Origin of the sequence: Actinomycetospora sp. CA-084318, assembly GCF_050955885.1 — a bacterium.
In the GTDB taxonomy this organism is placed as follows: domain Bacteria; phylum Actinomycetota; class Actinomycetes; order Mycobacteriales; family Pseudonocardiaceae; genus Actinomycetospora.
This window is the reverse complement of record NZ_CP192098.1, coordinates 4908850-4925095: the sequence shown is the minus strand read 5'-3', so window position 1 is coordinate 4925095 and position 16246 is coordinate 4908850. Positions and strand designations below refer to the sequence as shown.

Sequence of the window (16246 nt, the reverse complement as noted above, 5' to 3'; positions counted from 1 at the left end):
CTGCACCCGAATGGCCGTGGTGCTCGTCCTCCTGGCCTGTCTCGGCAACGCGCTCGCCCTCACGCTGCAGCGCAAGGCCGCCCAGGACAGCGCCCGCCAGCGCGGACTGTCGGCGGGCTCGTTCCGCGACATGGTCCGCCGGCCGCCGTGGCTGTTCGGGATCGTGATCTTCGCCGGCGCCGTGATCTGCCAGGTGCTGGCCCTGCAGCTCGGGTCGATCTCGCTCGTCCAGCCGGTGCTCGTGATGGAGCTGCCGTTCACGCTGCTCGTCGGCTGGTGGATCCTCGGTGGCGCGCTGCGACCCTACGAGTGGTCGGCCGTGGGCCTGATGAGCGTCGGCCTGGTCGTCCTGCTCGCCTGCCTGCGTCCGCACGGCGGGCAGGCGCTCGAGGCCGGCAATGTGCGGTGGGTGCTCGGCACGCTGGTCACGCTGATCGCCCTCGGTGTGTGCGTGTGGATCGCGCGCACGTCCCGCGCGGTGGGCAAGGCGGCGTTCTTCGGCATCGCCGCGGGCATCGGGTCGGGGTTCGTCGCCGTGATCATCAAGGCGATGGCCGACGCGCTCGCACTCGGCGGCCTCGGTGAGGTCCTCGCGACCTGGCAGAGCTACCTGCTGATCCCCGTGGCGCCGGTCGCGTTCTGGACGCTGCAGAGCGGGCTGCGGGCCGGGCGGCTCCTCGCCAGCCAACCGGGGCTCACCCTCGGCAACCCGATCCTCTCGTTCCTCTGGGGCACCGGGCTGCTGGGGGAGGAGGTCGCCGGGGGGTGGTGGCTGCTCGGTGGTGCGGTGGGAGCGCTGATCCTCACCGTCGGTGTCTTCCTGCTGGCCCGCTCGCCGGTGCTCGCGGCGCAGGAAGGCACGCCGACCGCGTCACGCACCACGAAGACCACGAACAGTCGCCGAGTGCTTTGAGCCGTTCACTCCGTCGAGTGAGACTGGTGCTCCAAACATGTTTCGGGGCAACGCGCGACGGGCGGGCGCGTCTCTCGTTGTACAGAGCACGGGGCCACCGACCGCTGGGGAGCGGGTCGAGCCGCGTGTGGGTCCGGGTCGACGGCTCGGGGTCGTCGACCCGGACCTCTCTCTCAGGCGCTCTTGGTCGCGGTCGACGACCCCGCCGAGCCGGACCCCGACGACGTCGAGGACGACCCGGCGCCCGACGACGAGCCCCCCGACGACGAGCTTCCGGACGTGGAACTCCCGGACGACGAGCTGCCGGACCCCGACGACGAGTCCGACGAGGACGACGAGCCGCCCGAGGACTCCGACGAGCCGGACGAGCCCGAGGACGCGGAGGACTCCGACGAGCCCGACGTGCTCGACGAGGAGCCCGAGCGGCTGTCGTTCCGGTAGAACCCGCTGCCCTTGAACACGATGCCGACCGACGAGAACACCTTGCGCAGCCGCCCGCCGCACACGGGGCACTCGGTCAGCGAGGGGTCGGTGAACGCCTGGACCTGCTCGAACCGGTGGTCGCACTCGGTGCAGGCGTAGGGGTAGGTGGGCACGCGCACTCCTGTCATCACCCGGAGGGTCGCCGGGGAGTGTAACTGGCACTCACCCGACGCGAGTGCCAACAACGCCACACCTCAGGCTGTTCCGACCAGCCCCGCCGTCGGGCGCCACACGGAGTGCACGCGGACGTCGTGCGGCTCGCTCGGCAGCTCCGGGAGCAGCTCGTCGTCGGCGACCACCGCGACGATCGTGGTCGACCCGGAGACCAGCGGCAACGTGCGGTCGTAGTACCCGCCACCGCGTCCGAGCCGGACCCCGTCCGGAGCTGCGGCGAGCGCCGGCACCACCACGACGCCCGCCGACGCGACGGCCCCCGGCCCCTCCCGCGGCCGGGACGGCTCGAGCAGGCCGTGCGGCCCGGCCACCAGGTCCCCGCGGTCGCGGAACCCCGCCCAGTCCAGCGGGCCGTCCCCGGCGACGACGGGGAGCAGCACCCGCCGTCCGATCGCGACGGCCGCGTCGAGCAGCGGCAGCGCCCCGTTCGGCGTCGCGCCCGGCTCGGTGCGGACCGGGACGTAGAGGCACAGCGGGCGGGCCGGGTCGGCGCCGAGCGAATCGAGCACGCCGGGCAGGGAGGCGGCGAGGTTCGCGGCGTCCTGCCAGCGCGCCGCCTCCGAGCGTTCCCGACGACGCGCGAGCAGCTGGGCCCGTAGCTCCGCCTTGCCCGCGGTCACTCCAGCGTCCCGGACACCTCCGCCGGACCCTCGACGACGACCGACCCGCGCACCGTCGTCGGGCCGGTGAAGGTGACGTCGCCGCGGACCTCCAGGCGCTCGGCGTCGATCAGGGAGGGGGCTCCGGCGGGGAAGCGGGCCTCGAAGTCGCGCAACATCCCGAAGTGGGCCTTGTCGAGCGAGACCACCGGTGGCTGCCCGTCGAAGTGGGGCACCAGGGCGCCGTCCTCGCGCAGCTCCCAGAGGTCGGACCGGGCGACCAGCAGGTCGTCGGTCGTCTTCACCGGCGCGAAGCGGGTGCGCGGCACCTCGAGCGCCGCCGCCCCCGCGATCGAGGAGACCGCGGCCCCCATCGCCGTCTCCAGCTGGACGACCTTGGTGGAGCCCTTGTCGGTGGGGTCGACCGTCTTGCGGTTGACGATCAGCGGGAGCTCCGGCGCGGCCGGGTCCGCCTCCTGCAGGGCGGTGATCGCCTGCAGGTCGAACCAGATGTTGTTGGTGTTGAAGTAGTGCCACCGCGTGAGGTCGCCGAACGAGGGGTCCCCGTCGGGCACCTGCGCGGACTCGCGGAGCACCAGCCGGCCGTCGCGCATCGCGAGGTGCCCGCCCTTGCGGTCGGACTCCGTGCCGCGCACCACCTCGAGCAGGAACGGCACCTCGTGCTCGGCGAGCCACGCCGCGATCCGCGGGTCGGGCCGGGCGCCGAGGTTGTCGGCGTTCGACACGAAGCACCAGCGCACGCCGGCCTCGAGCAGCGACGCCGCGATCCCGCTCGCCGCGAGCGCCGTGTAGATGTCGCCGTGGCCGGGCGGGCACCACTCCAGCTCCGGGTTGGCGGGCCACTCGACCGGCTCCCACGTCGAGGCGTCGAGCTTCGGCTCGATCCCCTGCAGGAAGTCCAGCGGCAGCCCCTGGTCGGCCAGCCCCGCGTGCGCGGCGAGCCGCTCCAGCGACGGCGGGCGGGTGGTGGGGGAGTCCATGAGCAGCAGCGGCAGCCGCGCGCCGGTCGACGCCCGCAGTGCGAGCGTCTGGCGGGCGATGACGTCGAGGAAGCTCTGGCCGGGCTTGATCTCCAGGGTCGACTTGGGCCCGTCGAGCCCCATGGAGGTGCCCAGGCCGCCGTTGAGCTTGACGACGGCGAGCCGGTCGAGCACCGCGCGCGTGGTCTCCGCGTCGGGCTCGGGCAGGTCCGCCAGGCGGGGCAGCGGTTCGACCGGGGAGAGCTCGTCGCCGGGCACCTTGCCGGCGTCCGGGTCGTCCAGCTGGGCCAGCCGGCGCCGGAACGCGGCGACCTCGATCGGGTGCGCCCCGGCCTTCTCCAGCTTCTCGACGGCGGGGTGGTCGCTGGTCATGCGCTCTCCGGTGATCGAGGTGGGCGGTCCGCCCGGTGTGCCGACGAGGCTAGCGAAGGGGTGCGACACCCTCCTTGCGGGCGCGTCGTTACCCTGCTCCGCCGCCCGGTCGGGGCACGATGGACCCCGTGAGGACCGTGGATGCCCAGCTGCGCCGGGTGCTCGACGCCGCGGTGCGCCCCGCCCCGATCCGGATCGCCATCTCCGAGGCGCAGGGCCTGTTGTGCGCCGAGGAGGTCGTGGCCGACCGTGCGCTCCCGGGGTTCGACCAGGCGGCCGTCGACGGGTTCGCGGTGCGCGCGGTCGACGTGCGCTCCGCCGACGTCGAACCCGTCGAGCTGCCCGTGGTCGGCGAGGTCGCGGCCGGGTCGCGCCAGGCCCATCGGCTGAGCCCGCGCCAGGCCGTGCGCGTCGCCACCGGCGCGCCGCTACCCACGCTGGCCGACGCCGTCGCCCCGCACGACCACACCGACGACGCCGGTCCGTCCAGCCGCGCGCGGGTCACCGTCAAGGCGCCGGTCGCGAGCGCCGAGTTCGTGCGCCGCACCGGCGAGGACGTCGCGCCCGGCGACGTGGCCGTGCGGCGCGGCGTCGTGGTCGGCCCCGCCCAGGTGGGGCTGCTGGCCGCCGTCGGCCGGACCACGGTGCTGGTGCACCCCCGGCCCCGCGTGTCGGTGATCGCGGTCGGCGACGAGCTCGTCGACGTCGACCGCACCCCCTCGGCCGGCCAGGTCGTCGACGTCAACTCCTACGCGCTGGCCGCGGCCGCCCGCGACGCCGGCGCCGAGGTCACCCGCGTGGGCATCGTCGGCGCGGACGCCGCGACCGTGCGCGAGGCCGTCGAGGCGCGGCTCGGGCTCGCCGAGGTGGTGCTCGTGGCCGGCGCGGTCGGCGGGGCGCACGGCGAGGCGGTCGCGGCCGAGCTCGGCGAGCTCGGCCCGGTCGACACCAGCCGCGTCGCGATGCACCCGGGCAGCGTGCAGGGCTTCGCCCGCCTCGGCGACGACGAGATCCCGACCTTCCTGCTGCCCGCGAACCCGACGTCGGCCCTGGTCGTCTTCGAGATCCTCGTGCGCCCGCTCATCCGCCTGGCCCTCGGGCGGCCGGAGCTGCACCGACGCGAGGTCACGGCCCGCCTGCTCTCGCCGGTGGCCTCCCGGCCGGGGCGGCGCAGCTACGTCCGCGGCCGCCTGCTGCGCGACCGCAGCACCGGCGAGTACCTCGCCCAGCCCCTCGGGACGGCGGGCTCGCACCTGCTCTCCTCGCTGGCCGAGGCGAACGCGCTGATCGTCCTCGACGAGGAGACGACCGAGGCCGGGCTCGACACCCCGGTCCGGGTCGCGTTCCTGTCCCCCCGCTAGCGCACACTGCTCTCCATGGGCGGCGCGCCGATCTGGGGAGGGACACGACCCGCCGGTCGGCACCCCGGGTGGCCGGACCGGCTGCGGGCGCTGCGGGTGCCCGCCGGGGTGGTGACGCTGCGCCCGGTGCGCTTCCGCGACGGCCGCGAGTGGTCGCGGCTGCGCCTGCGCGACGAGGACTACCTGACGCCCTGGGAGCCGATGCCGCCCGGGCGCTGGGCCGACCACAACGCGCTCGTCGAGTGGCCGGGCCGCTGGGGCACGCTGCGGGCCATGGGCCGCGCGGGGACGGCGCTGCCCTGGGCACTGACCGTCGACGGTCGCTTCGCCGGGCAGGTGGTCGTCGGCAACATCGTGCGCGAGCCGCTGCTGTCCGCCTACGTCGGCTACTGGGTCTCCGCGGAGCACGCCGGCAAGGGCGCGACGACGGCCGCAGTCGCCCTCGCGGTCGACCACTGCTTCTCCCGCGTCGGGCTGCACCGCGTCGAGGCGACGGTCCGTCCGGAGAACGCGGCGAGCCTGCGCGTGCTCGGCAAGCTCGGGTTCCGCGAGGAGGGGCTGCTCAAGCGCTACCTCGAGGTGGACGGCGACTGGCGCGACCACGTGGTGCTCGCGGTGACCGCGGAGGACGTCCTCCCGGACGGTCTCGTGGCCCGGCTGCTGCGCGCCGGCCGGGCCGAACGCGCCTGACCTGCGGTCCTGACGACCCGTCATGCGGCTCTCACGGCCGGTGACGACGCTCGACCGGCGCTGGACCACCCACACGGCCCAGCCCCTTCAGGGTTTCACCAGCCCATCGAGTGGTCATGGGCCGGACCCCCCAGCCCGGCGCTTCCCTCACTGGAGGGTGATGGTCACGGTTCGCACACGACACGCCGCCGCGGTTCCGGGGCTGATGGGACTCGTGTGACTAGCGTGGCGAGCGGCTGGAGGACGGGGCCACGGGTCGGGGAGGTGGACGGGTGCCGAGTTCATTGGTCTTCACCGCGCTGGTGGTCGCGTGGCTCGCGGTGCTCGTCCCGGTCGTCGCCCGACGTCGCCAGATGGTGCCGCGACCCGCCGACGCCGATCTGAGCGCGCGGGTGCTCGCCCGACCGGAGCGGTCGGCGGGTGTCGCCGGAACGAGCGTCGCGGCGGTGGATGAGGAGGTCACGATGACCAGCACGACCGACGAGGTCCGGGACGAGGACGTCCGCGCTGCGGCGCCGGAGGGTCGGGTCCTCGACCGCGCCCGCCGCGGTCACGACGACGGGTACCTCGACGACGGGTACCTCGACGACGAGGCCTACGCCGACGAGGCCCACGACACCGACGGGTCCTACGACGACGACGTCGACGTCGAGCCCGACCACCGGCCGCGCGCCTACCGGCCCGGGCGGGGCGGCTTCGACGCCGAGGCGGCCGCTGCGGCGGCCCACGCCCGCTACGCGTTCCGCCAGCGGGTGGCGATCGGGCTGATCGTGGTGGCGGTGCTCTCGGCGCTCGCCGCGATCGTCGTCTCGGCCGCGCTCTGGTCGCTGTTCGGGATCACCGTCGTCGGGCTCGCCGGCTACCTGGTCTTCCTGCGGCGTCAGACCCGCATCGAGGACGAGGTCCGTCGTCGTCGCGCCGCGCGCCTCTCCGGCGAGCGCCGCGCGATCGAGGCCCGGCGGGAGCGTCAGGTCGAGCACGAGGAGCGGCTCGCCGCGGCCGAGCAGTGGGGCCGCTACGAGTCCGGCGAGCACGAGGTCCCCGACCTCCCGCAGGCCCGCCGCGGCGACGCCGACGACGAGTACGGCGACGAGTACGACGACGAGGTGCCCGGGCCTCGCTGGATCGCGCCGCGCACCCCGGCGCCGGACATGCCCGCGGGTACCGAACTCGTCGGTGACACCGAGGACGACCCGGCCTTCTGCGACCTCGACGACCACCGCGTCCCGGCCTACCGCCGCGGCGCCTGAGGCCCGCGCGCCCGGCCCCGTCGCCGGGTGGACGCCCACCGACCGCTGCCGCCCCCGACGGCGGCCGGTGGACGTCCACCCGGGGGCGGGGCCGTCGTCGTGAGGAGGGTCGCGGTGCCACCCGCTGATCGCGGGCCGGACGCCGTGGCGTAGAGTTCTCGCCTGTTGGGGCTGTGGCGCAGTTGGTAGCGCGACTCGTTCGCATCGAGTAGGTCAGGGGTTCGATTCCCCTCAGCTCCACCCTGATGACCCCCGTCGGACCCGCTCCGGCGGGGGTCGCGTCGTTCCGGCCCGCCCCGCACACTCGGGGGATGACCGACGGGCTGCCGTGCTGGGCGGACCTCACCGCCGGCGCCGGGCCGGAGTTCTACGGCGCGGTGCTCGGCTGGACGTTCACCGACGAGGGCGCCGCCGCCCACCACGACGCCGTGGCTCTCGCCGACGGACAGCGGGTCGCGGGTCTCGGCGCGCCGGAGGGCAGCCCGCCGGGCTGGACCCTCTACGTCGCGGTGGAGGACGCCGCCGAGGCCGCGGAGGCGGTCGAGGAGGCCGGCGGGCAGGTCCTCCACGGTCCGGACGACGACGGGTCGGGCGGCCTCGTCGTCGTCGCGATCGACGCGGGCGGCGCGGCGTTCGGGCTGTGGGAGGCCGACGAGCACGCGCCCCCGCTGCACTGGGCGGAGGCCGCGTCGGCCGAGCCGGGGCAGACGAAGAGCTTCTACTCGGCGGTGCTCGGGTGGACGCACCGGCCGACCGACGAGCCCGGCACCAGCACGCTGCACCTCGAGGACTCCCCGGCGTTCGGGGCGGTCACGTTCGCCGGGGACGCGCTGCCGCACTGGCTGGTGCACTTCCCGGTCGCCGACGTCGACGCGGCCGGCGCGGCGGCGGAGGCCGCGGGCGGGGTCGTCGTCGGGAAGGACGCGCAGCGGGCGGTGCTCGAGGACCCCACCGGGGCCCGGTTCGCCGTCGTCAGGCGATGAGCTCGTCGAGCAGCAGGTAGATCAGGAAGCCCACGAAGAACCCGACCGACCCGAGCGCGGTCTCGCCCTGCTCGTGCGCCTCGACGAGCAGTTCCTCGGTGGCGAGGTACATGAAGGCGACGGCGCCGAAGGCGAGGACGCCCGCGAGCAGCGTGGGGGAGGCGGCGCCGAGCCAGAGCACCCCGATCGCGGTCCCGACCACGGTGAGCAGCGACAACGCCGTCGGGGCGACGGCGACGAGGGTGCGGGACGCGCCCCCGGCCATCGCGGCGGACAGGGACAGGCCGACGAACAGGTACTCGATGGCGAGCGCGATCGAGAGCAGCACGCCTGTCGTCGCACCCGCCGCGAAGCCCGCGCCCAGGACGACCCCGTCCACGGCGAAGTCGACCCCGGTCGCGACGGCCAGCCCCACGGGCAGCGTGGCCGCGCTCGGACGGGCCTCGAGGGCCTTGCCGGCGGCCCGGAAGCTGAACATCACCGCGATGCCGGCCGCGAACCCGGCGATCGCCACCCACGGCTCCTGGCGCAGCACCCCGGGCAGCAGCTCGATCGCCGCCGCGGCGAAGACCACACCGGCCGCGAAGTGCTGGATGCCGCTGGTCACCCGCCGCCCCGGCGGGCGGATCGCGGCCACCAGCCCGGACACGGCGGCCGCCGCGACGGGGATCAGCGAGAAGAGGACGGCGCGCGTCAGCACCCGGTCAGCGCCAGGACGGGAGCCAGAGCTCGGCGTTCCACCGGGCGGCGGTGATCGAGGCCCCGACGAGGATCGGCCACAGCCAGGCGAAGTTGGCCACGACGACCCCGACGTACAGCGCGACGACCATCCGCCCGGTGGAGCGCCGTTCGGGTCCGGCCGTGCGGCGGCCGAGGATCTCGCCGAGCACGAGGGTGAGCGCCAGGACCAGGAACGGGATCACCGGCGTCATGTAGAAGAAGTACATCTGCCGGTCGATGTCGGTGAACCACGGCAGGATGCCGGCGCCGTAGCCGACGAGCACCGCGGCGTAACGCCAGTCGCGCTGCGTGATCCAGCGCCAGAGGCCCCAGCCGAGGACCGGGAACGCGAGCCACCAGATCGCCGGGGTGCCGATCGCCATGACCGCGCCGACGCAGTCGTCGGAGCCGCAGCCGGCCGCGTTCGGCCCGGACTCGTAGTAGTAGAGCATCGGGCGCAGCCCCATCGGCCACGTCCACGGCTTGGACTCCCAGGGGTGCGGGTTGCCGCGCGGCGTGGAGAGCGTCGCGTGGAACTCCAGCACCTTGGAGGAGAAGTACGCCATCCCGCGGAACCAGTCGGGCAGCCACGACGGCAGCAGCGCGTACAGCCCGACGGCGTCGCCCTTGGCCTCGGCGACGTGCCGGTCGGTGCCGGTCTCCGAGGCGATCCACGGCAGCCAGCTCGCGAGGTAGACCAGGACCGGGATCGCGAGGAACGCCCACACCAGCGGCAGGACGTCGCGGACCAGGGCGCCCACCCACGGCCGCGCCACCCCGGACGCCCGCCGCGCGGCGACGTCGAACCCGACGACGAGCGCGCCGAGGAAGAGCACGTAGTAGAGCCCGGACCACTTGCTCGCCAGCGCGAGCCCGATGCACAGCCCGGCGACGAAGCGCCACCACCGGATCCCGAGGCGCGGGCCGAACGGGGTGTCGAGGATGCGGCCCTCGGCCACCACGGTGGCGAACCGGGCCCGCACGTCGTCGCGGTCGGCGAGGATCGCGGCGAACGCGCCCAGCACGAACACCGCCGGGTACACGTCGATCATCCCGACGCGGCCGGACACCTGGGAGAGGCCGTCGCAGATCAGCAGGACGCCCGCGACCCCGCCGAGCAGCGTCGAGCGGGTGAGCCGGCGCCCGATGCGGATGACGAGCAGGACGCAGACCGTCCCGGCGAGCGCGCTGACCACGCGCCAGCCCACCGGGTCGTACCCGAAGATCCACTGGCCGACCGCCATGAGCTGCTTCGACAGCGGCGGGTGCACCACGAGCTCGTAGCCCGGGTTGTCCTCGTACCCGCCGTTGCGCAGCACCTGCCAGGTCTGCGGCACGTAGTGCTTCTCGTCGAAAACGGGCGTGCCGTTGTCGCTCGGCCAGCCCAGGTTCCAGAGCCGCACCACGCCCGCGACCAGCGTCAGCGCGAGCGTCACCAGCCACCCGCGGAGGCGGTCGGTCGGCATCGGCCGGCCCAGGAGGCTCTCCACCCCGCGCGGCCCCGGCGCGAGCACACCACGCGGATCGGCGTTCCCGACGGCGGGTGTGGTCGGCTTCTCGAGCGTGCTGCCGGCCGTCACGGGAGCTGATCGTACGGCGCGCCGACGTCGATCCGAACCCGCGGGAACCGTGGGGCGCCGGGCGCCCGCCTCGGCATGATCAACGGCCCCTCAGCGGGCTCGTGGGGTCTCGACGAGCCCGCTGAGGGGCCGTTGATCACCAGCCGCTCGGCGAGGGCGCCTACCCTCGGGTCCGTGTCCGACGGTGTCCTCCTGCTCGCCGCGACTCCGCTCGGCCATCCCGACGACGCCTCGCAGCGGCTCCGGGACGCGCTCGCGACGGCGGACGTGGTCGCGGCCGAGGACACCCGGCGGCTCGGGCGGCTCACGGCGGCGCTGGGCGTGACCGTGGCCGGTCGGAAGGTCAGCTTCTACGAGGACGTCGAGCGCGCGCGCATCCCGCGGCTCGTCGAGGACCTGCAGGGCGGCGCGACGGTCCTCGTCGTCACCGACGCCGGCATGCCCGCGGTGTCCGACCCCGGCTACCGCCTGGTCGCGGCGGCCGTCGAGGCCGACGTGCCGGTGCGGTGCCTGCCCGGGCCGTCGGCGGTGCTCGCGGCGCTCGCCGTGTCGGGTCTGCCGACCGACCGGTTCTGCTTCGAGGGGTTCGCGCCGCGGCCCGAGGGTAAACGCCGCAGCTGGCTGGGCGAGCTCGCCGACGAGCCGCGCACCGTCGTCTTCTTCGAGTCGCCGCGGCGGCTCGGGGAGCTGCTCCGGATCGCGGTCGAGGTGCTCGGCCCCGACCGGCGGGCTGCCGTGTGCCGGGAGCTGACGAAGACCCACGAGGAGGTCCTGCGCGGCACGCTCGGCGAGCTCGCGACGTGGGCCGGGGGCGAGGTGCTGGGCGAGATCACCGTGGTCCTCGCCCCCGCCGTCCGGAAGGCCCCCGAGCCCGACGACCTCGCCGCGGAGGTCCTCGCCCGCGCCGAGGGCGGGCTGCGGCTCAAGGACGCGGCGAAGGAGGTCGGCACCGCCCACGGGGTGCCGACCAACGCCCTCTACGACAGCGCCCTGAGGCTCAGGGGACGATGACGAGCTTGCCGCTCACCGCACCGGTGCGGTTGTCCTCCTGGGCCTTCCCGACCTGCTCGAGCGGGTAGACGACCACCTCGGGTGCCCGCACCGTGCCCGCGGCCAGCAGCCCGACGAACTCCGCGAGGGCACCGTCGACGCCGCCGCCGGAGGAGAACGCGACACCCTGGGCGTCGGCGTCGGGGTGGGCGATGGTGACGACGCGGTCGGGCGAGCCGGCGAGCGCGACGAGGTCGGCGAGCGATCCCTTGCCCGCGGTGTCGAACACGGCGTCGACGCGGTCGGTGACGGCGCGGACGTGGTCGACGAGGTCGTCGCCGTAGACGACCGGGGTGGCGCCGAGCGCGCGGACGTCGTCCTGATGACGCTCGCTCGCGGTGCCGATGACCGTGATGCCGCGGGCGAGGGCGACCTGGGTGGCGACGATGCCCACCCCGCCGGACGCGCCGTGCACCAGCAGCACCTGACCGGGCGCGAGGCCCAGCCGCTCCAGCACCACGTAGGCGGTGGCGACGACGGTGGCGAGCGAGCCGGCGACCTCCCAGGGGAGCGCGCCGGGCTTCGCGACGAGCCCGGACGCGTCGGCGACGACCAGCTCGGCCTGCGCTCCGCCGTTCGTGCCGCCGAGCACCTCGTCCCCGACGCGGAAGGCCGTGACGCCCTCGCCGACCGCGTCGACGGTGCCCGCGACGTCGAAGCCGGGGACGACCGGCCGGCGCGGGGCGTCCTGACCGGGCGCGAAGGCGCCGGTGCGCAGCTTCCAGTCCGCGGGGTTCACCCCGGCGGCGCGGACCGCGAGCCGGACCTGGCCGGGACCCGGCTGCGGGTCCTCCCGCTCGACGACCTCGAGGACCTCCGGCCCGCCGTAGCGGGCGTACTGCGCGGCGCGGGATGTCATGTCGGGTGCAAACCGCGCCTGCCGCGGTTCATTCCAGGGTGCGCAGGGCCACCGTCGCGCCCAGCTCCCAGGCGGCCTCGCGGTCGGCGGTCGCGGGCGGACCCGTCGTCGTGACCGGTGCCGCGGCCTGCTCCCAGCTCAGCCCGCCGGTGATGCGCAGGACGTCGCGGACCGCGCCCGCCGTGTCGTCCCCGCCGTGCACGTAGAGCCCGAACGGCAGGCCCGCCGAGTCCTGCAGGGCGGGGTAGTAGATCTGGTCGAAGAAGTGCTTGAGCGCCCCCGACATCGTCCCGATGTTCGCGGGCGTCCCGAGCACGACGCCGTCGGCGGCGAGCAGGTCGGCCGCGCCCGCGGTGAGGGCCGGGCGGGTGACCACCTCGACGGTGCCCGGGAGCTCGTCGGTCCCCGCCCCGGCCAGGACGGCCTCGAGCAGCTCCTGGCAGGCCGGCGAGGGGGTGTGGTGGACGACGAGGAGCCGGGTCACGGCATGGCCGCCTCGACCAGCCCGCGCAGCAGCGCCCCCGTGCGGGCGGCCGCGGCGTGGACCGCGTCGAGCACGGCGAGGTGGTCGATCTTCTCGGCGGTCGTGCCCGCGGCGGGGTTGGAGACGAGCGCGATCCCGACGACGCGTGCCCCGGCCGCCCGGGCGGCGATCGTCTCCAGCACGGTCGACATGCCGACGAGGTCGGCGCCGAGGGTGCGCAGCATGCGGATCTCGGCCGGCGTCTCGAAGTGCGGGCCGACGAGGCCCGCGTAGACCCCCTCGACGAGCGTGGGGTCGAGCGCGCGGGCGGCCGCGCGGAGCTCCGGGTCGTAGGCGTCGGTGAGGTCGACGAACTGCGGGCCGACCAGGGGGGAGCGGGCGGTGAGGTTGAGGTGGTCGGAGATCAGCACCGGCTGGCCGACCGTGTACGACGGGTCGATCCCACCCGCCGCGTTCGTCAGGATCACCGTCGACGCGCCCGCCGCGCAGGCGGTGCGGACGGCGTGCACGGCCTGCGCCTCGCCGTGGCCCTCGTAGAGGTGCGTGCGGCCGAGCAGCACGAGCGCGTGCCCGCCCGCGACCGGCACCGAGCGCGCGATCCCCTTGTGGTCGGGTGCGCCGAGCGGGGTGAACCCGGGCAGGTCGGCGACGGGGATCTCGGCGTCCGGCGTCCCGACCCCGTCCGCGGCGGGGCTCCAGCCCGAGCCCAGGACGACGGCGACCTCGTGGCGGTCGATCCCGGTGCGGCGGGCGAGTTCGGCGGCGGCCTGCTCGGGGGTGCTCATCGGTCCCAGGACCCTAGTGGGACTCAGACCGGCGGGTCGAAGCTGTCCGCGACGGCGGCGAACTGGTCCGGCGCACCCCCCGGGGCGGCGCTCGGCGCGGTCATCCGCACGACCCAGAGGTCGCGGCCGGACGGGATCAACCGCGTCCAGGTGACCCGGTCGTCGACGGCGGCGCCCTGGCCGCTCTGCGTGCGGTACACGGTCTGCTGCACCGGCTCGCTCGCCCCCGAGCGGGCCGGCGAGACCTGCGTCAGCGGCTCGACCCGCACGCCGTCGGCGCCGACCCGCTCCGGCTCGGCCAGCAGCCGGGCGTAGTCCGCCACGGTCTGCGCGGGGTAGAACCCGACGAGCTTGTCGATGCGCAGCTCGCGGTTCGCGTCGTCCGAGACGTACCGCACGACGATGTCCCCGCCGGGCTGCTGCAGGCGGAACTGCTGCCAGGTGGCGGGGACCAGCGCGGTGAAGCCCATGCCGGTGCCGCTGTAGCGGGCGTTGTCGTCGGAGTGCACGACGAGCTGCTCGCCGTCGACGACCGGGCCGTCCGGCGCGAGCGAGATCGAGAACGGCGCCTGTCCGCCGACCAGCCGCGTCACCACGTAGCCGCCCACCAGCCCCGCGAGCGCCAGCAGGACGACGAGGGCCACCACCGCGATCCGCCGGCGCCGCTGCTGTTCCGGCGTGGGTCCGGTCGGGCGGGACGGGGCGAACGGCAGCGGACCCGGGTCGGACGCGAGCGCCTGCGGCCCGCCCGGACGGCGGGGACCGCCCGGGGCGTTCGGGTACGGCGGCCGGCGCGGCGGGTGCGCCGGGTTCGGCCAGGGACCCGGCGTGGTGGGACCCCGGCGCGGCGGCACGCGCGGGGTGACCATGGTCGTCTCGGCCGCCGACGGCGCGGGCACGGGCATGCCGCCGGATGGGGTCGACCGCGGCGTCCCGCCGGAGGGGGTCGTCGTGCGCGTCCCGCCCGGTGGGGTCCCGGTCCGTCCCGACGACGGGTCGGGCGGCGGCGCGCCGGTGGGCTTCGCGTCCGTGTCGCCGGCCTTGCCCTTCGCCGCGGCGGCCGCGGCGGCGGCCGCCGCCGTGCCTGCGACCAGCGTCGTCCGGCCGCCGTCGAGCCCGCCGGGGGCCTCGTCGGCGGTGGTCGTCCGGTCGGCGGGGGTGGCGGGGGTGGGCTCGCCGTCCTCCGCCTCCCCCTCCTCGTCGGCGCCGGCGGGCTCCGGGGCGATGGGCCCGGGGGCGGCGAGCTCCTCGGCCTCGGGCTGGTCGGTGTGCTCCGCGGCCGAGGCGTCGGTGTCCTCGGCGGCCGGGTCCTCGGTCGCCGCCGGGGCGTCCGCCTCCGCCGCCACCTCCCCGGAACCGGTGCCGGCGGCACCGGTCTCCGCGGGCTCCGGCGGGGTGGCGGCCTCCTCGGCCTCCTCGGCCTCCTCGGCCTCGGGGGTCGCCGGCTCCGGGGCGTCGGCCCCGGTCGGCGCGGCGCGCTCCCCCTCCGCCGCGGCTGACGTCGGCTCGGCGGGCTCCGCCTCCGCGGCGGGCGCGGCCCCGTCGCCGGGCTCCGCCTCCACCGCGGGCGCGGCCTCGTCGGCGGGCGCGGCCTCGTCGTTCGCGGCCTCGTCGGAGGCACCGTCCGACGACGCGTCCGACGTCTCGTCCGCGGCCGGTGCGTCCGGGGTCTCCGCCGCGCCGTCCGCGTCGTCGAGCCCGGCCGCGTCGTCGGGACCGACCTCCGGCGCAGCGGGGGAGTCGGCACCCCCCTCGGCGGCCTGCTCGGCGGGGCGTGACGACTCCGGCGCTGCTGCCGCCGCGCCCGCGACCGCCGCCGACCCGCCCGAGCCCGCCGACGCGTCGTCGGGGGAGCGACCGGGCGCCTGCAGGGGTGCGGTGCGCGGGGCGGCGCCCGGACGTTCCGGGGGCACCTGACCGTCGACGAGCGTGCCGCTGCGGCCGCGGGCGACGGGGATGAGACCGGAGTGGGCGTCGGGGTCGGGCCGCGCGGGCGGCGGGAGCCGGAACTCGGTGGTGGCGGGGGAGGGCGGCGACGAGAGGATCGGGCCCTCGGGGTCGGCCATGAGCGGGCGCAGCCGGCGGCGGACGGCCGGCAGCGGCATCCGCAGCGTCGGGTCCTTAACCATGAGCCCGCGGATCACGTCCTGGACGGGGCCCTGGCCGCCGGGGCGGGGGACGTCGCCGTGGACGACGGCGGAGACGGTGGAGACCGGGTCGCCGGCGTCGTAGGGCGGGCGGCCCTCGAGGCAGGCGTAGAGCGTGGCGCCGAGGCCCCAGAGGTCGGCCGGCGGACCGACGGCGCGGCCCATCGCGACCTCGGGCGCGATATAGGGCGGCGAGCCCAGGACGGTGCCGGTCTGGGTCATGGACGACTCGGCGGCGTTGCGCGCGATCCCGAAGTCCGTGAGCTTGATCTGGCCGTCGGTGCCGATGAGGACGTTGCCGGGCTTCACGTCGCGGTGGGTGATGCCGGCGCGGTGGGCGGTCATCAGCGCGGAGGCGACGGCGGAGCCGATCTCGGCGGTCTCGGACGGCGTGAGCGTGCCCCGCTCGCCGATGTAGGAGGCCAGGCTGCGCGAGGGCAGCAGCTCCATGACGACGTAGGGCTCGGCGTTGACCTCGACGACGTCGTAGAGGGTGACGACGTTGGGGTGGCTGAGCATCGCGGTGGCGCGCGCCTCGCGCAGCGTCCGCTCCCGCACGATGGCCCGTTCCGAGACCGGGACCAGGGAGAGCCGGACCTCCTTGACGGCCACCGGGCGGTGCAGGACCTCGTCGTAGGCCGACCACACCGTGCCCATCGCGCCGCGCCCGAGTTCGGAGTCGAGGCGGTACCGCCCGACCAGGCGGCGGGTGTCGGCGGGGCGGGGACTCACCCCTCCATGATGGCGTCCCCTCCGACCGTGGCCCCCGCCCCACCCGTCCGGCCGCGCACCGCG

General features: G+C 75.8%; 15 protein-coding genes, 1 tRNA gene and 1 pseudogene. 8 read left to right on the top strand and 9 right to left on the bottom strand.

Annotated elements, in window-relative coordinates:
- Positions 1–16 precede the first annotated feature (16 nt).
- A complete protein-coding gene (locus ACQPYX_RS23965) occupies positions 17–913 on the top strand; it encodes a DMT family transporter (protein ID WP_433799758.1) in 897 nt (298 codons plus the stop codon).
- 183 nt (positions 914–1096) lie between these two features.
- Complete coding sequence (locus ACQPYX_RS23960; protein ID WP_433803843.1) at positions 1097–1354, top strand: hypothetical protein; 258 nt, start codon at positions 1097–1099, stop codon at positions 1352–1354.
- 62 nt (positions 1355–1416) lie between these two features.
- Here the strand turns inward: ACQPYX_RS23960 and ACQPYX_RS23955 are convergent.
- The 3 genes and pseudogenes from ACQPYX_RS23955 to ACQPYX_RS23945 all read right to left on the bottom strand — a co-directional run.
- Positions 1417–1524 (bottom strand): annotated as a pseudogene (locus tag ACQPYX_RS23955) (FmdB family zinc ribbon protein); the annotation flags it as partial.
- 66 nt (positions 1525–1590) lie between these two features.
- Positions 1591–2190 carry a 5-formyltetrahydrofolate cyclo-ligase gene (locus tag ACQPYX_RS23950; RefSeq protein WP_433799757.1) on the bottom strand — a complete coding sequence of 200 codons (600 nt, stop codon included), beginning with the start codon at positions 2188–2190 and terminating at the stop codon, positions 1591–1593.
- Positions 2187–3542, bottom strand: a complete 1356-nt coding sequence (locus ACQPYX_RS23945; protein ID WP_433799756.1) for a UTP--glucose-1-phosphate uridylyltransferase — start codon at positions 3540–3542, stop codon at positions 2187–2189. Before ACQPYX_RS23945 ends, ACQPYX_RS23950 begins: the two co-directional genes overlap by 4 nt.
- 119 nt (positions 3543–3661) lie before the next feature.
- On the opposite strand from ACQPYX_RS23945, the gene glp reads away from it, so the two are divergent.
- The 5 genes from glp (at position 3662) to ACQPYX_RS23920 (ending at position 7826) form a co-directional block, all read left to right on the top strand.
- Positions 3662–4903: a molybdotransferase-like divisome protein Glp gene (glp, locus tag ACQPYX_RS23940; RefSeq protein WP_433799755.1), complete on the top strand. Its 1242-nt coding sequence runs from the start codon at positions 3662–3664 to the stop codon at positions 4901–4903.
- Between the two features lie 15 nt (positions 4904–4918).
- Positions 4919–5593, top strand: a complete 675-nt coding sequence (locus ACQPYX_RS23935) for a GNAT family N-acetyltransferase (RefSeq protein ID WP_230755118.1) — start codon at positions 4919–4921, stop codon at positions 5591–5593.
- 272 nt (positions 5594–5865) lie between these two features.
- Positions 5866–6843: a divisome protein SepX/GlpR gene (sepX, locus tag ACQPYX_RS23930; protein WP_433799754.1), complete on the top strand. Its 978-nt coding sequence runs from the start codon at positions 5866–5868 to the stop codon at positions 6841–6843.
- A gap of 167 nt (positions 6844–7010) precedes the next feature.
- Positions 7011–7083, top strand: a tRNA-Ala gene (locus tag ACQPYX_RS23925).
- Between the two features lie 71 nt (positions 7084–7154).
- Positions 7155–7826, top strand: coding sequence for a VOC family protein (locus ACQPYX_RS23920; RefSeq protein WP_433799753.1), 672 nt, complete (start codon positions 7155–7157; stop codon positions 7824–7826).
- On the opposite strand, the gene ACQPYX_RS23915 is transcribed toward ACQPYX_RS23920, so the two are convergent.
- Both ACQPYX_RS23915 and ACQPYX_RS23910 read right to left on the bottom strand, forming a co-directional pair.
- Positions 7816–8526 carry a ZIP family metal transporter gene (locus ACQPYX_RS23915; protein ID WP_433799752.1) on the bottom strand — a complete coding sequence of 237 codons (711 nt, stop codon included), beginning with the start codon at positions 8524–8526 and terminating at the stop codon, positions 7816–7818. The two genes, ACQPYX_RS23920 and ACQPYX_RS23915, sit on opposite strands and share 11 nt — an antisense overlap.
- 4 nt (positions 8527–8530) lie before the next feature.
- On the bottom strand, positions 8531–10126 hold the full coding sequence (locus ACQPYX_RS23910; RefSeq protein WP_433799751.1) for a dolichyl-phosphate-mannose--protein mannosyltransferase: 1596 nt from the start codon (positions 10124–10126) through the stop codon (positions 8531–8533).
- Positions 10127–10300: 174 nt separating this feature from the next.
- Here ACQPYX_RS23910 and rsmI point away from each other — a divergent pair, with 174 nt between their 5' ends.
- Positions 10301–11137, top strand: coding sequence for a 16S rRNA (cytidine(1402)-2'-O)-methyltransferase (gene rsmI, locus ACQPYX_RS23905; protein ID WP_433799750.1), 837 nt, complete (start codon positions 10301–10303; stop codon positions 11135–11137).
- On the opposite strand, the gene ACQPYX_RS23900 is transcribed toward rsmI, so the two are convergent.
- Genes ACQPYX_RS23900 through ACQPYX_RS23885 form a run of 4 tightly spaced genes read right to left on the bottom strand, consistent with a single transcriptional unit; the run spans position 11124 to position 16183 of the window.
- A complete protein-coding gene (locus tag ACQPYX_RS23900; RefSeq protein WP_433799748.1) occupies positions 11124–12035 on the bottom strand; it encodes an NADP-dependent oxidoreductase in 912 nt (303 codons plus the stop codon). The two genes, rsmI and ACQPYX_RS23900, sit on opposite strands and share 14 nt — an antisense overlap.
- Before the next feature lie 28 nt (positions 12036–12063).
- Positions 12064–12519, bottom strand: a complete 456-nt coding sequence (locus ACQPYX_RS23895) for a flavodoxin family protein (protein ID WP_433799747.1) — start codon at positions 12517–12519, stop codon at positions 12064–12066.
- Positions 12516–13304 (bottom strand): purine-nucleoside phosphorylase, encoded by a 789-nt coding sequence (locus ACQPYX_RS23890; protein ID WP_433799746.1) that lies wholly within the window; start codon positions 13302–13304, stop codon positions 12516–12518. Before ACQPYX_RS23890 ends, ACQPYX_RS23895 begins: the two co-directional genes overlap by 4 nt.
- A 23-nt stretch (positions 13305–13327) precedes the next feature.
- Entirely contained in the window at positions 13328–16183 is a 2856-nt protein-coding gene (locus tag ACQPYX_RS23885) for a protein kinase domain-containing protein (RefSeq protein ID WP_433799745.1), read from the bottom strand.
- Between the last annotated feature and the right edge of the window lie 63 nt (positions 16184–16246).